The sequence below is a fragment of the Paenibacillus sp. LBL genome (assembly GCF_029893715.1).
GTDB lineage: Bacteria > Bacillota > Bacilli > Paenibacillales > Paenibacillaceae > Paenibacillus_AQ > Paenibacillus_AQ glucanolyticus.
The window spans coordinates 786,830-808,545 of sequence record NZ_JARXYU010000001.1; the positions used below are offsets into that span (position 1 = coordinate 786,830).

Below are 21,716 nucleotides of genomic sequence, written 5' to 3' on the forward strand. Positions count from 1 at the left end.
ACGGTTGAGAATAATACATCTTCTTGCAGTCGGCACACTGAACATCACACACTCGATCATATATGAGCTTTTCTTGTTTAGATAAGTGGTCTGGAGGAGTTTCGACGCCGATCACAAGTAATATTCCCCCGCATTCCTTACATTTGAACATACTTACCGCCTCCCTACGGAACCTGAACCATATAATCATACAATGGCTTTAACAAACTAAAGTGATATTCAATAGTATCAATTATATCATTTACTGTTTTTATGTCCTCGTCCAGATGATCGTACGTAGTTATCACATAAGATTCAAATCCAGCCTGATCATTTGCATAGAAGTTTGGAAATGAACCCATTGAATCTGAATCAATGTCAAACACGTACTCTTTACCTGATACAGGATCATGAATATACCACGTATAGCCGTTACCCTCAAGATTCTTTAAGTGCTTTATCATCGTTTTAACGAATATAGGGTCTTTCTCTATTCGATCCTTAACGTATGCTCGGTCCCAAGAATCATGTCGAACAGCATGGAAAAGACCCACAGAAAATCCGTGCTGGTTTAAGGACATTTGAATGCATCCATGTTTAGGAAAAGAGTATAACTCCCTCTCGCCATAAAACCGCTCTGGTAATAACTTATCTAGTTGCGATCTATGCTTGCCGAAACGAACTGCCATCCAGTTTACACGCCCATAATTGAACTGAGAAGGCTCAATATGGGACACCTTATGATTGTCATCCCAATGAGAGTGTAAACCCATGTTATTTGCTGCAGATTCAAGTTCATCATGCAGATGTATCAGCTTATCACGAATCGCTTTTCTTCTATGTCGCAACTCATTTGTAACCAGCGGCGCATTCTCTTCCAAGAGAGTTTCATAATCATCATAAGTGAAATAGTAGTCTTTTAGAAGTGCAGCAGATGGCAGCTCTGCGTTATTAGTGGGGATGAACACAGATTTGAACAATGTATTCATCGTGTCATTGGCAATAGGTATCCTTTCTAATTCTTCCTCTCTCAAACGATAGCTCTCAATAATATACGAATCCACACTCACTGACAGGTCTTCGAGCTTAGAAAAAAAGAAATGGATGTTTGTATTGCCCTTGGTCACATCCAGCACAGAGCTAAGTTCAAGATTATTATTCATCCCATTATGAGTTAAGTTGGCGGAGCCGCTCATAACTTTACCAGTACCATTTTTGTCTACCGCAAGAACAGCTTTAGCATGCAACCTTTCTTTCGAAACGATATATACTAAAGCTAGCTGGTCCAATTGGTGAAGCAAGGACGATGGCTGATTCAAAGAGAAATCAACTGAGAGAAATATTTTGATTTTCTCTTTCTGCAATCCCCACATATCAGCTAACCTCTTAATCCAGTCAACTCCACTTTGCTCCATAAATGCTGTAGCGATAAACAGTCTTTCCGTATTTTCAACGGATTCTATCTTCTCAAGTGCATTCGTTGTTTTCCAGTCAAAGAAGACATTATTCATTCTATTATACCTTCCCTCAATAACGACATGTCGTATAATTCAAAGTTCCTCGCCGACCCTTACAATATGTTAATATATGTAAATTATTGATGGAAACGAAAATCAGGAAATTTTCCAGGCGCAAATATTATGAAGTAGAAAGCTTTCGAACTTTCTAACGAGCCCCCCCCAATCTATAGACATATAGTTCTTCCAGATTGCATCCAATGAACTACTCTACTATTTATACCATAAATAATCCATATAAGGTACATATAGATGGAACAACTATGAGGCTTGTATCCGCTCCCATTGGGGTGGATACGGGCCTTTTTGCGTTCCTGACAGCGATAATCGGGGAAAGTGAGATGAACCCCAAGCGAATGGAGGTGATAGCAGTTGGAAACCTTTAAGCAGGCACTGGATGCAGTGATTGATTCCATGATCAAGCTGGAAGCTGAATGGGAGAGGATCGACAATACACATTCCGATTACTTGGCTGAGCAGTATCCGCTAAGCAATGATTGGCGGGAAATCGTGATGATCTTGATGGAATGGAAAGACAGTCTCTAGGAACGGAGGAACGAAGAATGGTTGTAAAGCGTGGATTACCTGAGGATATGACGATCTTGCTTCGGCAACTCGTCATAAATGGCCATTTCCGAATGGCAAGTACTGTACTGTTCGTATTCTTCAAAAGGAATTGGTCTCTGGAGGATGATCTTGCCGCCTATTACGTAGTTCGGTACTTCCTCAAGTATTACCCTGATCGTCTTGAGAAGCATCAGAAAGGAAAGAGACAGGCTCGCTAATGAGGAGAAGCGACAGATGAAAAGCATGGAGCAATTGATCGTGCAACGGAAGCAACTACATTCCGTGAATTGAAGTATGCGCCGTTGAATACCGCTGAAGGAATGACGTGGAGTGCTTGACACTGCTGGCAGTGTCTAAAATGCAACTTTTAAAAAAAAGAAAAAGCCGCCCGTCAATCGGAGCAGCTAAGAAAAACAACCTAAACCAATCATATAGAACATCTAAGCTCGGTGTCAAATATGGTGGAATTGTAGAAACTACACGAAAGGTTGAGTTCGCTGATATGTCTAACCCGCGATATATCGCACAGTTGCCAAAGGATGAGCAAGAAGAAATCGCTGCGAAGCTAAAGGCGAAGTTGCTTGCGGAAGATCTTTCGGAGTTTGTAGTATTCAAGCCTTAAAGGATGCAATGGACAGTAAGATTGCAGACAAGTGGACGTATTTGACGAATAGCATTTCAATGGGACGGCATTTGATGCCGTCTTTTTCATATCCTGCTACTCCTAAACACTAATTGAATATTGCAATTTATACCAAGGGAAGTAGCTGCCATGCTGCTTCCCTATTTCTATTCTATTTCTTGGAGGTAATCATAAATGAACCAGTATATGATCAAAGCAGCCTTAGCAGATGCACTCTGCGTAAAAGAAGATAGTGCTATCATCCAAGAGCTCTTCTCCCGCTTTGTAACGCCATATGAACTGCTTGATGCTAATGAAATGGAGCTTACCCGCATCAAAGGTGTTGGCCCCGTGAAAGCACGTCAGATCGTGTCTACGCTTAAGTTAGCGAGAGCGTTCAACACACCTCGAGAAGAATCGTATATTATTCGCAAACCTGAGGATGTCTTTCGTCTGATGCGATTTGAGGTAGGACACAAGTTGGTTGAGGAATTCTGGCTCTTGCCGTTGTCCACAAAGAATCACGTGATTTGCAAGGAGCGAATCAGCATCGGTACAATAAACAGTGCTATTGTAGGAGTTAGAGAAGTGTACCGTTCTCTGATTCAACGGAGTGCCTGTAGTTGGATCGCCATCCATAACCATCCCTCTGGTGACTGCACTCCATCTCGTGAAGATATCCAGCTTACCAAAAGGCTTGCTGAAGTAGGGGAACTCCTGAATATCCACTTACTCGATCACGTTATCATAACAACAGACAGCTACTGCTCGTTGAAAGAGCGTGGACTATTCTAAATGAACGATCATTTATTCATTCGTATGACTGACGGTTGGATACATGTACTTGGCTTTATCGATAATCAATCGGTATTCATCAACAAACTTGTACCAGGCGACTTCACAATATATGTAAATGGTCATCAGGAAATGAAGCCTATTACAAGAGATCAATTCACAGCAATATCTTCAATGCATTGAGCAACGTGGATGTTCCGCCGCACTCGTTAAGACGATACTATCAGAAGAGGTCAATCATCAATGATCACAAACGCAGCAAATATCATGCGCTCGGTGCTTGATGAATATGCAATCGAAGAGGCTGAAGAGTTCTACCGTCAAAATTAAGGGATTAAACAGGGGGAGCCAGTCTAACTGATTGACTTCTCTTCCTTTCGCTTGGCCTTCGGCTTTGACTTGGTTTTTTCGTGTGTATAACGAATCTTGCTACAAAGTCGATGCCTTAATGGGCTTGCGAGAACACTCTTCATAAAAGAATTGCTGATGCTCAATGAACGAATTGTTATTGTTAGTTACTTTTCAAGCGATAAATTAGGTGTGTAGGTAACACCAGTAGTCAATCGGTATACCTGGTTCCTTATCCTGCTTATTAAGTGGCATCATTTATATCATCTCATCGTCAAGATCATCAATTTCGTGTGTAAGTGCTCCACCGTACCACATTTCTCGATATAAGAAGCGTTCAACGGCTTCTCCATACTTTCGGGGAATATCTCGCTTGCTATTTTCTATCTCACAGAGAGTACTTGTGCCCATTCCGAGATGAGATGCTAGCTCAGCCTGAGACAAAAAACAGAAATGGCGTTTGATGCGTAACTGGTAGTACACAGGAAGGCTATCGACATCCATAAGTACGTGTCTGTTGAATATCCTGTGCATCTCCCAGTAAGGGATTATTTCCTCATTGTCATCGAAGTCACAGGGGTAGAATATGTGTTTCTTCATTTGTACTCCTTTCACTCTAATGGGAATAGTGCAACCTCCTACCTTGAATAAGAGGAGACCCGCTGTAGATTGCAGCCTACATTAGGATAGATAAAACGTAACCATTAGAATAGGAATTCTCAAGAAATTTTTTCTGATTATAGGCAAGTTTTTTCTGAGTGACAATCATTCAAATTCCAACCAAAAGCGCTAACAAAATTTATATTTTCGGCATGCTTACACACGACTAGGTAAAACTTTTCGGCACAAATTGCTGAAAGCCTTGGTACTACTGGATTTTTAGCCTTTCGATGAAATTAGAACGTATGTACAAATTAAAAGGGGATCAGATGCTGACGGTGTGGGGGAAGTGATACATTACGGATCATACTTGTTCACGAACACGCCAATAGACAATACCTTAGATAGCTATTGTTTGTTCCTCCTTAGTATGTGAGTACTGCTTTAACCAGTGTATATTCTGGGTATCTTCCCACCACCTGCTTCAATCCTGATTCAAAACCTTAATGAATGGTGTAAAATTCAACTTACTCACCGTTTAGGTTCTCAGCTTGCAGCTTTCTCTTCGTAAACAATGCGTTTCATACGATGATCTATTAATATGCCGAAATATCATATACATCTATGTATCACTCTCGTTTTGAGTTATTCATGGGAGTAGTAAACAGCAATCTTGCTGGTAAATACGAGACTAATAGGACTAATCCTGCTCAATACCTCGATCCATATGGGCTTTATCCAGTATCCCGCTGCAGACTGATAAATCCTACATTAAAGAAAAATTAGTCGCTCGTTCTTCTAGTCATGTATCAGTATAATGACAAGACTAGCGCAGACCCAGACATCTCAAGGATTGGAGGAGGATTAGTCCGAATAGTATTGAAATCTCGCTCAGGAGTGCTTACCATCAATATGAAAGGAAATAACATTACAGCAGCAGGAAACTGTCAGGAGGTTCTTGCGCTAACGTCAGATGTGGGAGAGTGAATGAAGCTAGCAAGGTCATCTACATTTGAGAGTATGAGGTCGTACAAGTTCACCGCTTGTGCCGCTGCATACTCTCTTATTTTTTTCTGATTAGCCCGTGTGAGATGTCCCCACTTCAGGCTACCTGCATTCAGTTGCTTTACGAGTTCCTGTAGCTTGAAAGGCATTGCTGAAATGTCTGCGATGATCTGATATTGCTGAGCCGCAACGAAATCATCGATCGTCAGTGCTGACACCTTCTTCATCGTTGGAAAACGGAATCGAAGCTCTGTTCGAGTGGAGATATCTGTCTGCACCCCGCGTCTCTCCTGCATCTGAAGCCGCTTGTCATACATGTGAAGCTGGACAGATGAACGCCTGGAACCCATATACATTGAAGTCGACAGAGGTCGAACATCCGCACGTTTAGGTGGATGCACGGCATGGAACTGCTCATATGGAGATTTACTATCGAATGCAATATCCAGCCGCTTCACTGACCATCTATGCAGTGGTATGAAATTAAATATGTCACGCAGCAACGAGCTATCGTCAGAGTAGCCGTGAAACATGAGCTTACAAGTGAACTTCGATGTAGGAAACTTGGGAAGGTGCCACAGGTACACGCCCTTCCGCTTGTCTACGACGAAGTAACGATACCTTACGTGATCCGTATTGTTGTACACCTTGATGATACTGTTGAATAGCTGTCTCTTCTCAATGTCATTCAGATTGATATACAACGTCTTTGTGTCTGATAATACTCTCATGCTATGGTTGCTCCCTTATCTGTTCTAGAGAGGTAGTAACGACAAGAAACTGTGTAATACTTATCTCCCCACAGATAGAACAACCACTTGCTATAATTTGTGCAATACGGAACTTACATTCGTATTATTCTTCTTCAACTATCGCTTTGTCCAACCGCTTGATATGCTCCTGTATCAACTTAGTCGTATCGTGAGATTGATTCTCCAGGCTTTTCTTCAACTTCGATTTCATATAGGTTACTTCCCTCTGAATCAGTTCCTTCAAATGTTCTACATCGTCGGAAGTCAGCACGGTCTCTTCAATAATTCTGCTATCACTGACCAGCGACCTCGATGATGTCTGATACATCTTCAGTGAAATCTCAACAGTATATCGATCAAAGCTTATACTGCCGTCATCATTATGAATAACGTCATAAGCCTCTGGATCAATATCAAAATACTCACCTTCATCTATATGTACGCAATAACTAGGATCGAGGGGATGACGATTAAAGTTCATCTTGTAATAGTTTTCAAAAAACTTTTCCTTATTCGATTGCTTACCGAGCAAAAAGCCTTCTAATGAGTTGCAATATTCTTCATCCGTAAACAGCTTAAGAGGAAGGTCATATACCTTGCACAGTAACTTAATTGTCCCGTTGTATGGTCGCTTGTTATGCTCCTCTTCAATGTTCTTTAGTCCCTGATACGACATGCCAGCCGCTTTAGCCACTTTACCTCTGCTGAACTCTTTCTTTGAATGCATCTCTTCTAGTGTCTCACGAACGAATCGCAGTTTCTTACCGATACTGTACTGCTTGAAAACTTCGTAATTGCTCCCCGTGATCTCTCTAATGTTGCCTTTATCCGTGAACGTGATCGTTGATTTTGACGATTGCCTCACAAAATCCCCTCCAAGACGCAGAATTGATATTCAGTCCATTTGATTCAATACTTGCTCGTACTTCATGCCCGTAGCAGGTATGAAAAAGCGCACTCTATCGTTCGATAATTGAAACATTTTAATATTCTTTACAACGTATTTTACAACTATTGAAACATAAATCAAGCTGCTGTAAAGTCATGATTGCAAGAAGGCAAAACAAAATCAGGCATAGGAGGAGGAGTTTAAATGACAATACCCCAGCAAGAAGCTGATGTCATACCGTTCGATCAGTACGATCTTCCGAGCTTTCCCGTCGACACATTCCCAGTATGGCTAAAGCGGTTTGTATTAGCAGTATCGGACGCATCACAGACACCTGTCGATGCATCAGGTTTCGCCGCACTATCCGTTCTATCAGCAGCTCTATCCAAGAAGTTCGTGATTCGCCCTTTTACAACGGGATCATGGACTGAACTGAATAACCTATACACCGTTGTTGTTATGCCCTCAGGGGAAAGGAAAAGCGTCGTTCACAATGCGTTCGTGCGGCCCCTCATCGATTATGAGAAACGTATGGGAGCGCAAGCCCAGGACAATGGCTCTGACACTGACGAAGACGGTACATTGCCTAGAATTATTGCCGATGACGTTACTCCAGAGAAGTTAATCGGCTTAATGAAGAAGAACGGCGAGAAGTTAGCAGTGCTTTCTTCTGAAGGCGGCTTGTTCGAGATGCTGGATGGAAAGCGATACAGTACGACACCGAATCTGGATGTTTACCTTAAGTCATACACAGGTGATTATCTGGCCGTTGACCGCATTGGACGACCGTCTGAGGTATTGAACAAACCTGTACTCACAATCGGTCTATTCGTGCAACCAAGCGTCCTGCAAGGACTTCCTGATCGCCTGGCAGATCGTGGATTATTTGGCCGATTCCTTTACGCTGTTCCTAGATCAATGCGAGGGACACGTGATGTGACGCCAAAAGAAATCGGCGAGCCAGTATCGCAAAAGTTCTATTCTTCGATCATGGCAATGATGGACTTTTGCCCTGAGCAACCAATCAAGCTCTGTTTGTCCTCAGAAGCTCAGGAGTCGTTTCTTGCCTTCTTAAAAGAGCATGAAGAAAGCTTGAACAATGACCTAGCCTTTGACTTTATGAAGTCATGGACAGAGCGGCTTCCTGCCCATCTGCTGCGAATCGCTTCATTGTTGCATGTGGCAGAACAGTTTGATAACGAAGAATGCAGGATTAACGACGACATCAGCCTTGCGACCATTCAAAAGGTGATTGAATTGAAACAGTATCTCGTAGACCATACGATGGCCGCATTTGGGTGGATTAAATCCGATGAGCAACTAGAAAGTGCGAAATATCTATGGAACGTCCTCGTCAGAGAGGGAAAGCAGGAATATCGTAAGCAGTACATCTGGCAGAAGACCAAAGGCAAGTTCACCAGAGTGGAACGGCTGGATACAGCAATCAGGATACTCTCACAACGATCTTACATCGATGTCGAGGCGGATGATTCCAAGCCTGGGAGGAAAGCCTTGCACATAAAGTTGAATCCGAAAGCATTAGAAATGAGAGCATCTGAACAGAATAAGGAAATTTCAGCTAACGCAGCCCAACGTATACCTGCTCCTAAAGAAATCGTGAAAGGATGATAACTATGCAGAACATCAGCCCTGAGGTGCTATGCGTAAACGATATTCAACAAATCCTCGGTATTGGCCGCCGTCAAGCCTATGAATTGGTTAACTCAGGACAATTCCATATTGTCAGGATCGGGAAAACCATCAGAATCCATAGAGAAGTGTTTCTGAAGTGGCTTAACGGTTAGAATCCAGTCTTGAAAGGAGGTGAGACAAATGGGCACTATACGCATTCGAGGCGATCCAGCAAAAAAGTGTTTGTGAAAGATTCCACTAAAATTGAAAGGAGAATCACCATGAAAGTAAAAAAGGATGAAAAACGTGGTACATGGTACTTCGTAGTTGAGGCTGGGAAAGACGAGAAGGGCAAACGTAAGCAAATCTTCAAGCGGGGTTTTAAGACCGAAGCAGAAGCCAAGCGTGAAATGCGCAAAGTAGCAATGCAGGTTGACGAGAACACGTATGTGAAGCCGACGAAACGGACGTTGGCTGACTTCTTTCCTGAATGGCTTCAAAGCAAGTCGCTTAAGCTGAGGAAGCATACGTTGGAAGTGTATACGGGCCACGTGAATAAACATATCATTCCGAAGCTCGGACGATTTGAACTCATTAAGATTACGACAGCTCAGATCGAGAAATTTTACATCGACTTAGCAAAGGATGCGCAATTGTCTCCACGAACCATCCTAGACATCCATAAGATCGTAAAAAGTGCATTTGAAGCCGCTGTAAAGCGAAAGTACGTACCACATAATCCAGTGAAAGATGCCGAAACGCCTAAAGTTGAAAAGAAGGAAATGAAGGTTTGGGGCGTACTGGAAGCCAACCAATTTCTAAAAGTCGCTAAAGAACACCGACTTTACCCCGCCTTCCTCCTGGCTCTTACTACGGGAATGCGACAAAGCGAAATTCTAGGACTCAGATGGAAAGATATCGACTTCGAGAACGAAACACTAAGCGTCCGACAAACGCTAAGCCACGATGGAAAGGAACTGACCGCTCAAACGAAGACCAAGACCAGCACAAGAACAATCTCGCTGGATCAGAGGGTATTAGAAGTATTGCAAAAGCATAAGCGCAATACAATGAAGGAAATGCTCGCCATCAGGCCCGTGTATCAAAACAATGACCTAGTTATATGTACTGGCTTCGGAACGCCTATACTGCCACGCAATCTCTTGCGTACATTCTACAATCTGATCAAGAAGGCCGATGTACCCAAGATAAGGTTTCACGATCTGCGGCACACAGTAGCTACTCTGATGTTGCAAGAAGATATCAATCCGAAGATAGTAAAGGAAATCCTCGGGCATTCAGATGTACGAATTACACTTGACATCTACAGTCACGTTCTTCCAAGCGTCCATAAGGAGACAGCCAAGAAGTACGGAAATATGTTGTTCAATCAATCGAATAGCTCACAATAAGGTTCTGCTCCTATGACGATCTTCATACGTTCAGGAGCCTTTTTTTATTGCTCTGATTGTGATCAATTGTAAGCAGAAATTTTTTTTGGTGATCACGAATGTGATCACGGAGCAATAATGAGCCAATCTCATATCATTCTGGAGTCCAAAAAAATAAAAAAACCCTGATTTCTCAAGGGCTTTCCATGTATGGAGCCTAGGGGGATCGAACCCCTGACCTCATCGCTGCCAGCGATGCGCTCTCCCAGCTGAGCTAAGGCCCCGTAAGCGACTTCTATATCATATAAAATATCAGCAGGCCTGTCAACATTTTTTTGGCATTTTATGAAGACAAGCTGTACTTCTTTTACTCTCTATATAATGTCACTTATCATGATGAGGCTGCGGAGCCATCCTAACATCGGTATAGTACCCGTCTCCCTAAAAAACCACGACGCTCTTACAGCTCCTGTACGTCCGTATCCTTGGACAGCAGGCTTTTCAATTCCTTCATAAACATATTGATATCCTTGAACTGCCGATACACGGACGCAAAGCGGACATAAGCTACCTCATCCACGGGATATAACCGTTCCATCAGCAGCTCGCCGATCTGGCGGCTCTCCACCTCGGCTGCTGCGGTATTGCGCAGTGCTTTCTCCACATCCGACACAATCATATCCAGCTGGTCGACGGATACCGGACGCTTCTCGCAAGCCCGAATCAGGCCACGAAGCACCTTCTCCCGGCTAAACTCTTCACGGCTACCATCCTTTTTAACGACAATCAGGGGCGTTTCCTCCACCATTTCAAAGGTTGTGAATCTTTTGCTGCACTGCTCGCATTCCCTGCGGCGGCGGATGGATTTATTCTCGTTGGCCGGCCTGGAATCCAGCACTTTCGTTCCGGCATAACTGCAATATGGACATTTCATAAAGTCATCTTCACTTCCTTTGTTCTTCGCATATTTAACCTGTAACTACATTCAGAAAAATTTACCAGCAAAACTTTTGTCTTTTATGTTATGAAAATGCGAAACCCGAGACATAATACTTTTACCAACTCAAGGAGGTGAACTTAACATGGCACAAAGCAACAACAACTCCAACAACCTGGTTGTTCCTCGCGCAAACGCTGCTCTTGAGCAATTGAAGTACGAGGTAGCTCAAGAGCTTGGTATCTCCATCCCACAAGACGGATACCAAGGTAACATGACTTCCTACGAGAACGGTTCGATCGGGGGATACATCACAAAACGTCTTGTAACCCTGGCCGAGCAACAATTGGCTGGTCAATACTCCGGTCAATAATTGATTCTTCCTTAAAAAAGGAGTGTTGGCGGCTCGATGTAAGAGCCTGTCCAGCGCTCTTTTTTCATTAAAAACCGCCCTTATATACGTCCGTATATTGATTATAATAATAAATTACTCGCTGTACATAATGCCTGGTTTCCCCAATGGGAATACTCTTCACATTCTCATAGGTTCCATCCCACATACCCTTGTTGATCCAGTTCTTGACGTTCCCGGGGCCGGCATTATAGGCTGCAATGGCGGCAATCGGATTGCCGTCCATCTCTTTGTGCAGGCTCTGGATATACCAGGTGCCCAGCTGGATATTCGCGTCCACTTCATTCTTTACGCCCAGGAGGTTCACCGAGGGCAGCTTGGCCATTTCCATCGCCCAATTGGCCGTATCCGGCATCAGCTGCATAATGCCAAGCGCACCCTTCTTGGACTCCTTGCCCGGCTTAAAATTGGTTTCCACCCGAATGATGGACGCCACCAGAAATGGATCAACCTCATAGTAATCTGCATGCTTCCGGATCTCATCTTTATAATGGATCGGGTACAGGAGCGTCATCCAGTTGGAGCTCAGGAACAGAAGCGCTACAAAAGAAACAAACAGCAGAAGCAGCACTCTTTTTTTAAGCAGCCACTTCATATTTGAACCATCCTGCGCCACAGGTTGTCCACCTGCAGCTGTGTCTCGACTAGTGAGCCGCTGTTGTCGATAAGAATATCCGCCAGCGACTTCTTCTGTTCGATATCCATCTGGCTGCTTAAACGTGCCTCTGCCGCTTCTCTGGTAAGAGCATCACGATTCATCAAACGCTCAAGCTGCAGCTCTCGCGGTACATAGACAACCGCTATCTGCTCAAGAAAAGGATATTGCTCCCTCGCCTCCAGCAGCAGCGGAATATCGGCCACCACGAGCCGATCCGGATGCTGGCGTTCGTACGCTTCCGTCCGTTCCCGGATTTCCTGCCGTATCGCAGGATGTGTGATACCATTCAGCGCCGTTCTCTGCTCGGGATTATGAAATATGATTTCTCCGAGTTTTTTTCGATTCAAGGTACCGTCCTCAAACAGGATATCTTGTCCAAAATGTTCGGTCACTTCATCCAGCACCGGATGACCCGGGAGCATCACTTCCCGGGCGATGATATCCGCATCGACGAGAAGCGCTCCCTTCATGGCCAACATAGAGGACACGGTGCTTTTGCCTGTTGCAATTCCTCCGGTTAAACCGATATTCATGACTTCACCTCATAACAGCTTCATTATACCCATGACGATTAACAAAAAAGCGGGCAAATAAGAGATAAATCGCATTCCGCCCTTGGAAGCAAAACGTAAACCGATCCTCATGCCCATAACGAGGAATATCCCGCTAAACAATGCAACCACAGCCGCCGTACCCAGCGGCGAAAAACCCAGCATCGCTGCGCCAAGTCCAGCTCCGAACGCATCAAGCGATAACGCGATCCCGAGCCACATCGCCTCCCAGGGAGAGATGCTGCCGGAGTCATCCAGATCCGCCTTTGTCGGACTGCGCAGAATTTGAATGACAACGCCGATCTTCGGAATCTCAAGAGAGAATACAGCCTTCTGAAGCTCCTCTGGTTCAGCTGTGCCAGCCCCACCGTCGATGGACTTCCTTTGATTTAAAGCAGCCTGTGCTTCCGTAAGGGATTCGGAAATCCCCGAAGCAGAAACCGGCTGCGCTTCAGACTCGCTTCTTCTGCGGACTTGCTGATAGAGGGACCACAAACCCAGCAGAATCAAAATGGCAGCTCCGATAACGGATGCCACAGATGGGGATAAGAACCGCTGTAACAGAGCACCCGCCTGCATGGAGACGCCTAGCACCAGTCCGGAGCATAGCGAGATGATTAATACAGACAATAGCGGTATCCTTGTTTTGCGCAGACCGTATGTAACACCCGCTCCAAAACCGTCCAGACTTAATGCCATGGCCAGCAGCGCAGACGAGAAAATATGATTGAGCACCCTTTTCCCTCCTCCGAAAGCGCCATAGACAGCTGCTCATTCATAAAGAGAGCAGCTCCATGCGCTCCACATATGTTCCACATTATATGTGTGAGAAGGGGAATGGGTGCACGCCTATATTTTATTGTTTCTGGACCGGTTGACATTTCGGGCAATAATGGGTCCCGCGTCCACCAACAACCATCTTATGAACCGGACCACCGCAAGCATGGCACGGCTTGTCCTTACGCCCATAAATCTGATGGCTGTGCTGGAACATGCCCATCTCGCCCTGTCCGTTGACGTAGGATTTAATAGAGGAGCCCCCAGCGTTTACGGCCTCGGACAATGTATCCACAATGGCATGGTACAATCGCTTCAGCTCCGCATCCTTCAAGCTGTTCGCGCTGCGCTCCGGATGAATCTTGGCCCGGAACAAAGCCTCATCGACATATATATTGCCGATTCCGACCACATATGCCTGGTTAAGCAGCACAGCCTTGATCTTTGTTTTTTTGCTGCCAATGACCTGCTTGAAGGTTCCTAACGTAAATGTGTCATCAAGCGGCTCGTAGCCTAATTTGGCAAGGGGAGCATGCTTGAATTCTTCCCCGGGCGCAAACAGATGCATCGTACCGAATTGGCGCACGTCCTTATAACGCAGCTCTGTGCCATCCGAGAAATGGAATATGACATGGGTATGCTTCTCTACAGGTTCCTCGGCCCTATATAATCCATATCGGCCTTCCATCCGAAGATGGGAAACGAGGACCAGCCCGTCCAGCAGCATCCGTAAAAATTTGCCTCGGCGCTCCACCCCTTGCACGGTGTGATCCTTCAGCATAAACGCAAACGCCTCGGCATCGTCGGGACGTTGAATAATCCGCGGCAAATGTACGGAAACTTGATCTATGTGCTTACCTTTAATCAATTGGTTAAGTGTTCGTTTAACGGTTTCTACTTCCGGCAATTCCGGCATAATGACTTCACCTCATGTACCATTATACCGGAAGTTGGGACACAGCGGGACCATGGTTTTGTGGAAAGGTATGGTGCATAATCAGCCCCCTCTTCACGCCATGATCCCTTAGAAACGTCCCCATCATCTGTAAGCAAGCTGCCTGCGAGGCAGAGCCTGCAGCACATCTACTTCGCTTCGTACCAGTTCTCTCCGTAGCTGACTTCCGATTTCAGCGGTACCGACAGCTTCAATGCATGACTCATGACTTCCGGAACCAATTCCTTCATGACCTCCAGCTCATCCTCCGGCACCTCAAACACCAATTCATCGTGTACCTGAAGCAGCATGCGGCTCTTCAATTGGCGTTCATGCAGCGCTTTGTCCATATGGACCATGGCAAGCTTGATAATGTCCGCCGCGGTTCCCTGTATCGGCGTATTCATCGCCGTACGCTCCGCGAAAGAGCGCAGGTTGAAGTTGCTGGCGTTGATCTCCGGCAAATAACGTCGGCGTTCCAGCAGCGTCTTCACATAACCGTCCTGCTTCGCCTGCTTGACGATCACGTCCATATAGCGGCGTACGCCCTGAAACACCTCGAAATACTGGTCGATAAACGCCGCAGCTTCCTTCCGGGTAATGTTCAGGTTCTGGGACAAGCCGTAGTCGCTAATGCCATAGACAATCCCGAAGTTAACCGCCTTGGCGGATCGGCGCATATTTGAATCCACCTCATCCACGCCGACTCCAAACACATCCATCGCAGTCTTGGTGTGAATGTCCATATCTTGAACAAAGGCTTCCTTCAGCCGCTCATCATCCGAAATATGCGCAAGCACACGAAGCTCGATCTGGGAATAGTCGGCAGCCAGAATGCTCCAGCCGGGCTCCGACGGCACAAAAACTTTACGCAGCTTGCGCCCTTCCTCCAGACGGATTGGAATGTTCTGCAAATTTGGATATTGGCTGCTCAGACGGCCCGTCGCAGCTATTGTCTGACGGTAATATGTGTGTACTTTCCCGGTCTGTGCCGAGATTTCCTTCAGAAGGCCTTCCACATAAGTAGATTGCAGTTTAGCCAGGGTACGATACTGCAGGATCAGGCGAACGATATCATGATAAGGCGCCAGCTTCTCCAGCACTTCAGCATCGGTGGAATAACCGGTTTTGGTCTTCTTGATGACCGGCAGCTCCAATTTGACAAACAGTATTTCTCCCAGCTGTTTAGGCGAATTCAGGTTGAATTCTGTTCCGGCAATCTCGTAAATCTCTTTAACGAGTTTGTCGATCTGCCCCTCGAACTCACGCCCCAGTTCCTTCAGAGCTTCCGCATTCACGGCAATCCCCTGCTTCTCCATATCGGCAAGAATGCGGGAAAGCGGCATCTCCAGATCATGGAAGAGAGGAAGCATTTCATTTGCCGCCAGCTCCTTCTCCTGTACCGGGACAAGCTCCGTGACGGCCAAACATTTTCTAGCCATATGTTCGCTAAGCTTCTCCAGCTCGGGAACCTTGTATTTTGCCCCTTTACCAAACACATCCTCATCGGCTTGAAGATACGCGAGTCCGTATTTGGAAGCCAGCCCGCTGAGGCTCTGATTTGATTCCGTCGGATCCAGCAGGTAGGCCGCCAGATGGACATCAAATGCCGCCCCTGCAAAAGCAATACCCTGCCAGTGGAGCGCCAGATCAATCCGATGCAAATCATAACCGCGTTTTTGGATTTCACTATCAGCAAGCCAAGCACGGACAGGCTCCGCCTCCTCCGACTTCAGAACGTCAAACGGAATATAGTACTGCCGTTCCGCTGTTGCCAGCGCAATCCCGATCACCTCTGCATGATGGGGATTGTCTCCGTGCGTCTCGACATGCAGCATAGTCACGTGTTCAAGAATGTCAGCAACGCCGGCTAGCTCCTTCGTGCCTACAATTGCCACATCAATCTTCGCTTCCGGCTTCGCCTCCACCGCATCACCGCTGATCCCGCTCGTGCTCAGGTTCAGCCTTTCAATCAGGGATTTGAACTCCAGCTTCGCCAGCGCAGGTCCGGCCGTTTCCTCATTCAAGCCTGCAAACGCCATATCATCGAGCGACTGCTCCAGCGGAACCTCGCGGAAGATCGTAGCCAGCTTCTTACTGAGAATGGCGGAATCCGCATGCTCTTCAATTTTCTCCTTCATCTTGCCCTTGAGCTCATCGGTCCGCGAGATCACAGCCTCTACCGAGCCGAATTCATGCAGCAGCTTCAGCGCTGTTTTCTCGCCCACGCCTGGAACCCCTGGTATGTTATCGGAAGCATCGCCCATAAGCCCTTTTAAATCGATAATCTGTTCAGGGGTCAGATCGTAACGCTCCTTGATCTGTTCCGGTCCATAATACTCGATATCTGTAACACCCTTGCGGACCATGGCAATCGTTGTATGCTCCGAAGCCAGTTGAAGCATGTCCTTATCTCCCGATACAACCATCACTTTACGGCCAGCTTCATCAGCCTGACGGGTAATGGTGCCGATGATGTCATCCGCCTCATAACCGCCGATTTCAAATTGGGGGACACCCAAGCCCTTAAGCAGCTCTTTAAGCAGCGGGAATTGTCCCGACAGCTCAGGCGGCGTCTTCTGACGTCCACCCTTGTAATCCTGATAATCCGCATGCCGGAACGTTTCCTTGCCAGCATCAAAAGCTACCATTATATGTGTCGGTTTATGCTCTTCAATCACCCGAAGCAGCATGGTGGTAAAACCGTAAACCGCATTCGTCTGCTGCCCGCTTGCATTCGTAAGCGGCGGCATCGCAAAGAATGCACGGTAAATGATATTATTTCCATCAATTAGAATCAGCTTGTCCATAGAACACCTCGCACCAATATTACTTCCTTCCCACATGATAACATAGGTTACCGCTAATTCCGAACAATCCGTTCGATTAACGGTGAATTCCAGATTTCACGCAAAAAAACGCCGGCTTTCGCCAGCGTTTCCCTGTAATCGCGCTTATTGATTGAGGTCAGGACGATGCCCTGTAACGAGATATACGGTACTCTCGCCAATATTGGTTGCATGGTCGGCAATCCGTTCGATGTAGCGCCCCACCATGATCAGCAGCATGGCTTGATTGGCCGAATCCGGATCAGAAGTCAGATGCGCATAGAGGTCCTGCAGAATGACGCTGTATAGATGATCAACCTGATCATCGTCCTGAGCCATTTTATAAGCCAGATCTGTGTTTTCGGTTAGATAGGATTCGATCGATTCTGAAACCATCGCCCGCACCAAATCCGACATCCGTGGAAGATCCACGAGCGGCTTAATCAGCTTCTGTCCTTGAAGGCGGATCGTAACCTTGGCAACGTCTCGAGCCAAATCGCCCATACGCTCCAAATCGCTTGCAATGCGGAAGGCCACCAAAATCCGGCGCAAATCCTTCGCCACAGGCTGCTGGGTTACAATTAAGCGGGAGCCAATCTCCATGATCTGCTCTTCCATGGTGTTTAACTGCGCATCGTTCTTGATAACGGCCTGTGCTTTCTCCGTATCCAAGGTCTGGAGAGACTGTACACTGCTGGCCAGAGCTTCCTCCATATGTTTGCCCATATCCTGCAGCAGGGTCTTCAGCTCATTAAGCTGCTGATCAAACTCAATTCTCCGGATCATGTGTGACGCTCCTCCTATCTGCTTTTAAGAAAGATCATTTCGATATTGAATCATTACCCGAAGCGGCCCGAAATATAGTCCTCGGTACGCGCATCGGATGGTGTAGAAAACAGTGTATCGGTGTTTGCGGATTCTACCACTTCACCATTCAGGAAAAATACCGTCTGCCCGGATACACGGGCAGCCTGGTGCATGTTGTGCGTTACCATGACAATGGTGTAGTTGCTCTTCAGCTCTTGTACCAGCTCTTCAATCTTCAGCGTTGAGATCGGGTCAAGCGCCGATGTTGCTTCGTCCATCAGCAGAATATCCGGTTGCACGGCAAGCGCCCGGGCAATGCACAGACGCTGCTGCTGGCCGCCAGAGAGGCTCAAAGCCGAGCGCTTGAGATAATCTTTGACCTCATCCCACAGAACGGCCTGTTTCAGGCTTTGTTCCACGATTTGATCTAGCTGGGCTTTGTTGCGGATACCATGCAGACGCGGCCCGTACGCGATGTTGTCATAGATTGATTTAGGAAACGGATTCGGCTGCTGAAATACCATGCCTACCTGTTTGCGCAATGCTTCAACGTGAACCTCTTCGCTGTAAATTTCCGTCCCGCCAATTTGCACGCTGCCTTCAATCCGGGTGGAAGGAATCATATCGTTCATCCGGTTCAACGTACGCAGCAGAGTGGATTTACCGCAGCCGGACGGTCCGATGAATGCCGTCACGGTTTTCTCCGGAATGTCCAGATCTACATTTTTCAGGGCGTGGTACGTGTCATAATAAAGGTTTAGTTTCTCAATTTGTATGATGGATTCCATATCTTATTCATGTCTCCTTTTTCACGATTAGATCTGCTTATAGCCTCTCTTAGATGTTCTTCGAATACTTATTCCGGATCCACACGGCTGCAATGTTCATAATGAACAGCATGATGAGGAGCAGAATGATACCCGAAGCTGCCAGCTCGTGGAAAGCCTCACTTGGTCTTGATACCCAGTTAAAGATCTGGATCGGCATGACAGTAAACGAATCAAGCAGATTCTCCGGCAAGAAGGCCACGTACGTTAAAGCACCAATCATAATCAGCGGCGCGGTTTCGCCGATCGCGCGAGACAAGGCCAGGATAACCCCGGTCATAATTCCTGGAATCGCTGAAGGCAGCACGGCGCTGGATACCGTTTGCCATTTCGTTGCCCCAAGGGCATACGAAGCGTCCCGCCGATTCTTAGGTACGGCACGAAGCGCCTCCTGAGCCGCAACGATAATAATCGGAAGCACGAGTAAGGTCATCGTTAATACCCCTGAGAGCAGACTGCGGCCAAGGTTCATCCCACGCACAAAAATCGCAAGACCCAGGATACCGTATATAATAGAAGGAACCCCTGCAAGCGTACTGATATTCAACTGAATCAGCCGAACCCAGCGGCTGCGTCCCGCATACTCTTCAAGAAAGATTGCCGCACCCACACCCAGTATAAAGGACAGCGGCGCCATGAGCAGCAGCAGGTAAATCGTGCCGACAATCGGTGATTTCAAGCCAGCTTTATCCGCAATTCGTGACGGAAAGTTGGTGAACAGCTCCGGTGAGAGCCTGTGAACGCCATCCATCACAATCGTAACAATCAAAGCCATCAAGGCCAGAATACCAATGCTGGTACAAGCCAGAAAAATAATATGCAGCGTCTGGTCACTTCGACGTCTCCGGTTGATACCTTTGCTATCCCCCAGATTTAATTGTTCCATCTAGTATTCCTCCCTGAAACGGCGAGCGACCCACTGCGCCAGTATATTAAGCAAGAAGGTGATGACAAACAAAGTCAGACCTACTGCAAAAATCGTACCGTATTCGATCGTTCCGCGCGGAACGTCACCCATACTTACTTGAACAATATAAGAAGTCATCGTCTGAATGCTTTCCAGCGGATTCAGTGTCAACTGCGGGGTTGCACCGGCAGCCACCGTTACGATCATTGTCTCGCCAATCGCGCGCGAGAACGCCAATACAAAGGATGACACTACGCCCGATAGAGCGGCAGGCAGCACGATTTTCAGCGCAACCTCAAACCGGGTAGCTCCCAGCGCATAAGCGCCATGACGCAAACTCTTCGGTACAGCTCGCATGGCATCCTCACTTAGTGACGATATCATCGGCAGGATCATGATCCCGACCACAATACCGGCACTAAGGGCGTTGAATATACCCATGTTGGGAAAAATCTTCTGAAGGAATGGCGTTACCGTTTCGAGCGCAAAGTATCCATATACAATCGTCGGTACACCGGCCAATACTTCAAGTACTGGCTTTACAACCCCCCGAACCCGGGCAGGAGCGTATTCATTGAGATAAATAGCGCATGCCAAGCCGATAGGCACTGCGAATAAGACCGCAATGCCTGTAATCAGCAATGTGCCGCCCAGCAAGGGCAGCACGCCGAATTCTTTTGGAGGGAGAATTGGACTCCATGTCGTTCCTGTCAAGAAGGACCATACCGGCACTTCCTTAAAGAAGATCACGGATTCCTGTAGAAGCGTATATACAATACCGATGGTGGTAAGCACCGAAAGCATGGCACACAAGCCGAGCAGAACTGGAATGATTTTATCTGAGATGCGTGTTTTGCTTCGACGGAATGTCATGCTTTTAGTGCTTCCCGCCACGGGTGAAGTTTTGTTCATTCTCCTCTTCCCTTTCTATGGGTCGCCCGGAGGGAACCCTCCGGGCATCTAGTCTTTAATTATTTTGCCAACTTGTCTATTTCTTCTTGATACTGGTCATCTTGAAGTGGTACGAATCCAACTTCGCCAGCAAGACTAGCGGCATTTTCAAGGTAGAAGTTCATGAACGCATTCACTTCTGGACGCTCAAGCTCTTTGTCATTCACATAGAGCAGCAGCGGACGGGACAATGGAGCGTAACTGTTATCCTTGATCGTTTCGATGCTTGGAGCTACGGTAGCTGTTCCGTTATCAATCGGAACCAGTTTCAACTTGTCTTGGTTCTCTTCATAGAAGGAGAATCCAAAGTATCCAATGGAGTTCTTGTCACCGGCAACGCCTTGAACAACTGCGTTTGTATCGGCACTGAACGTAATTTGCTTATCATTTCTGCTTGACTGTGCTTCACCATTAATCGCTTCGGTGAAGTAATCGAATGTTCCGTGATCCGTACCTGGCGAGTAGATTTTAATTTCTTCTGCGGGCCATCCCTCGCGAACGTCAGCCCATGTTTTCACGGTGCTGTTTGGTTCATAGATTTTTTTGAGCTCATCCACGGTGAGTTTATCTACAAATTCATTGCTAGGGTTAACAACAACGGACAATCCGTCATAGGCTACCAGAACTTCGTGATACTCAATGCCGTTGGCTTTTGCTTCTTCTGCTTCGGTATCTTTAATTGGACGGGAAGCATTGGCCACTGCGATTTCACTGCTGTTAAAGCGTTTAAAGCCAGCACCTGTTCCGCCTGTTCCAATCGGAATACGAACATCCGGGTTTGCTGCACCGAACTCTTCAGCAATCGCTTCGGTCAAAGGATGCAGTGTGCTTGAGCCGTCAATTTCAATTGTACCTGTCAAAGCTGTTGTGTTCTCTTCGTTTTGCTGTGCTGAACCATTGTCTGTATTTTCCCCTGTAGCACTGCCGGAAGTACCTCCGCCACATGCTGCCAGAAGCGTGCTCAGCATTAACACCAATACCAGAATACCTGCTGGTTTACGACCCCATTTTCTAAACAAACGAATCCACT

23 protein-coding genes and 1 tRNA gene are annotated in these 21,716 nt (G+C 46.5%); 8 read left to right on the forward strand and 16 right to left on the reverse strand.

Annotation, left to right across the window (positions count from 1 at the left end; genetic code table 11):
• Window positions 1-164 precede the first annotated feature (164 nt).
• A complete protein-coding gene (locus M2277_RS03705) occupies window positions 165-1,490 on the reverse strand; it encodes a restriction endonuclease PLD domain-containing protein (RefSeq protein ID WP_280754161.1) in 1,326 nt (441 codons plus the stop codon).
• Window positions 1,491-1,868: 378 nt separating this feature from the next.
• On the opposite strand from M2277_RS03705, the gene M2277_RS03710 reads away from it, so the two are divergent.
• The 4 genes from M2277_RS03710 to M2277_RS03725 all read left to right on the forward strand — a co-directional run bounded on the left by M2277_RS03710 (window position 1,869) and on the right by M2277_RS03725 (window position 3,480).
• Window positions 1,869-2,042: a hypothetical protein gene (locus tag M2277_RS03710; RefSeq protein ID WP_280754162.1), complete on the forward strand. Its 174-nt coding sequence runs from the start codon at window positions 1,869-1,871 to the stop codon at window positions 2,040-2,042.
• A 17-nt stretch (window positions 2,043-2,059) separates the two neighbouring features.
• Complete coding sequence (locus M2277_RS03715) at window positions 2,060-2,281, forward strand: hypothetical protein (protein WP_280754164.1); 222 nt, start codon at window positions 2,060-2,062, stop codon at window positions 2,279-2,281.
• Between the two features lie 116 nt (window positions 2,282-2,397).
• Window positions 2,398-2,685, forward strand: coding sequence for a hypothetical protein (locus M2277_RS03720; protein WP_280754165.1), 288 nt, complete (start codon window positions 2,398-2,400; stop codon window positions 2,683-2,685).
• 195 nt (window positions 2,686-2,880) lie between these two features.
• The gene (locus M2277_RS03725; RefSeq protein ID WP_280754166.1) at window positions 2,881-3,480 is read left to right on the forward strand and encodes a JAB domain-containing protein; all 600 of its coding nucleotides are present in this window, start codon (window positions 2,881-2,883) and stop codon (window positions 3,478-3,480) included.
• Between the two features lie 606 nt (window positions 3,481-4,086).
• On the opposite strand, the gene M2277_RS03730 is transcribed toward M2277_RS03725, so the two are convergent.
• From M2277_RS03730 to M2277_RS03740, 3 genes are all read right to left on the reverse strand, one after another.
• Window positions 4,087-4,428: a helix-turn-helix domain-containing protein gene (locus tag M2277_RS03730; RefSeq protein WP_280754167.1), complete on the reverse strand. Its 342-nt coding sequence runs from the start codon at window positions 4,426-4,428 to the stop codon at window positions 4,087-4,089.
• A 947-nt stretch (window positions 4,429-5,375) separates the two neighbouring features.
• Complete coding sequence (locus M2277_RS03735; RefSeq protein ID WP_280754168.1) at window positions 5,376-6,164, reverse strand: hypothetical protein; 789 nt, start codon at window positions 6,162-6,164, stop codon at window positions 5,376-5,378.
• A gap of 124 nt (window positions 6,165-6,288) precedes the next feature.
• A complete protein-coding gene (locus M2277_RS03740; RefSeq protein ID WP_280754169.1) occupies window positions 6,289-7,050 on the reverse strand; it encodes a hypothetical protein in 762 nt (253 codons plus the stop codon).
• Window positions 7,051-7,278: 228 nt separating this feature from the next.
• On the opposite strand from M2277_RS03740, the gene M2277_RS03745 reads away from it, so the two are divergent.
• From M2277_RS03745 to M2277_RS03755, 3 genes are all read left to right on the forward strand, one after another.
• Window positions 7,279-8,703 carry a YfjI family protein gene (locus tag M2277_RS03745; protein WP_280754170.1) on the forward strand — a complete coding sequence of 475 codons (1,425 nt, stop codon included), beginning with the start codon at window positions 7,279-7,281 and terminating at the stop codon, window positions 8,701-8,703.
• 5 nt (window positions 8,704-8,708) lie between these two features.
• Window positions 8,709-8,879 carry a helix-turn-helix domain-containing protein gene (locus tag M2277_RS03750; RefSeq protein WP_348537766.1) on the forward strand — a complete coding sequence of 57 codons (171 nt, stop codon included), beginning with the start codon at window positions 8,709-8,711 and terminating at the stop codon, window positions 8,877-8,879.
• Between the two features lie 108 nt (window positions 8,880-8,987).
• Window positions 8,988-10,118 (forward strand): site-specific integrase, encoded by a 1,131-nt coding sequence (locus tag M2277_RS03755; RefSeq protein WP_280754172.1) that lies wholly within the window; start codon window positions 8,988-8,990, stop codon window positions 10,116-10,118.
• Between the two features lie 190 nt (window positions 10,119-10,308).
• Here M2277_RS03755 and M2277_RS03760 read toward each other — a convergent pair.
• Both M2277_RS03760 and nrdR read right to left on the reverse strand, forming a co-directional pair.
• Window positions 10,309-10,381: transfer RNA gene (locus tag M2277_RS03760), tRNA-Ala, on the reverse strand.
• A 176-nt stretch (window positions 10,382-10,557) separates the two neighbouring features.
• A complete protein-coding gene (gene nrdR, locus M2277_RS03765; protein WP_006212015.1) occupies window positions 10,558-11,031 on the reverse strand; it encodes a transcriptional regulator NrdR in 474 nt (157 codons plus the stop codon).
• Between the two features lie 148 nt (window positions 11,032-11,179).
• Here nrdR and M2277_RS03770 point away from each other — a divergent pair, with 148 nt between their 5' ends.
• Window positions 11,180-11,407, forward strand: coding sequence for an alpha/beta-type small acid-soluble spore protein (locus M2277_RS03770; protein ID WP_006212016.1), 228 nt, complete (start codon window positions 11,180-11,182; stop codon window positions 11,405-11,407).
• A 67-nt stretch (window positions 11,408-11,474) separates the two neighbouring features.
• Here the strand turns inward: M2277_RS03770 and M2277_RS03775 are convergent, their stop codons facing one another.
• The 10 genes from M2277_RS03775 to M2277_RS03820 form a co-directional block, all read right to left on the reverse strand.
• Complete coding sequence (locus M2277_RS03775) at window positions 11,475-12,041, reverse strand: lytic transglycosylase domain-containing protein (protein WP_280754173.1); 567 nt, start codon at window positions 12,039-12,041, stop codon at window positions 11,475-11,477.
• Window positions 12,038-12,637, reverse strand: coding sequence for a dephospho-CoA kinase (gene coaE / locus M2277_RS03780; protein ID WP_006212018.1), 600 nt, complete (start codon window positions 12,635-12,637; stop codon window positions 12,038-12,040). Before coaE ends, M2277_RS03775 begins: the two co-directional genes overlap by 4 nt.
• 9 nt (window positions 12,638-12,646) lie before the next feature.
• Complete coding sequence (locus M2277_RS03785; RefSeq protein WP_006212019.1) at window positions 12,647-13,390, reverse strand: MntP/YtaF family protein; 744 nt, start codon at window positions 13,388-13,390, stop codon at window positions 12,647-12,649.
• A gap of 121 nt (window positions 13,391-13,511) precedes the next feature.
• Window positions 13,512-14,348: a DNA-formamidopyrimidine glycosylase gene (gene mutM, locus M2277_RS03790; protein ID WP_280754174.1), complete on the reverse strand. Its 837-nt coding sequence runs from the start codon at window positions 14,346-14,348 to the stop codon at window positions 13,512-13,514.
• 167 nt (window positions 14,349-14,515) lie between these two features.
• Window positions 14,516-17,176 carry a DNA polymerase I gene (polA, locus tag M2277_RS03795; RefSeq protein ID WP_280754175.1) on the reverse strand — a complete coding sequence of 887 codons (2,661 nt, stop codon included), beginning with the start codon at window positions 17,174-17,176 and terminating at the stop codon, window positions 14,516-14,518.
• A 144-nt stretch (window positions 17,177-17,320) separates the two neighbouring features.
• Window positions 17,321-17,980, reverse strand: coding sequence for a phosphate signaling complex protein PhoU (gene phoU / locus M2277_RS03800; protein WP_006212021.1), 660 nt, complete (start codon window positions 17,978-17,980; stop codon window positions 17,321-17,323).
• Between the two features lie 53 nt (window positions 17,981-18,033).
• Window positions 18,034-18,789, reverse strand: coding sequence for a phosphate ABC transporter ATP-binding protein PstB (gene pstB / locus M2277_RS03805; protein WP_006212022.1), 756 nt, complete (start codon window positions 18,787-18,789; stop codon window positions 18,034-18,036).
• A 49-nt stretch (window positions 18,790-18,838) separates the two neighbouring features.
• Window positions 18,839-19,714, reverse strand: coding sequence for a phosphate ABC transporter permease PstA (gene pstA, locus M2277_RS03810; protein ID WP_006212023.1), 876 nt, complete (start codon window positions 19,712-19,714; stop codon window positions 18,839-18,841).
• The gene (gene pstC / locus M2277_RS03815) at window positions 19,715-20,608 is read right to left on the reverse strand and encodes a phosphate ABC transporter permease subunit PstC (RefSeq protein ID WP_228029941.1); all 894 of its coding nucleotides are present in this window, start codon (window positions 20,606-20,608) and stop codon (window positions 19,715-19,717) included.
• A gap of 98 nt (window positions 20,609-20,706) precedes the next feature.
• Window positions 20,707-21,705, reverse strand: a complete 999-nt coding sequence (locus tag M2277_RS03820; RefSeq protein WP_006212025.1) for a PstS family phosphate ABC transporter substrate-binding protein — start codon at window positions 21,703-21,705, stop codon at window positions 20,707-20,709.
• Window positions 21,706-21,716: the final 11 nt, after the last annotated feature.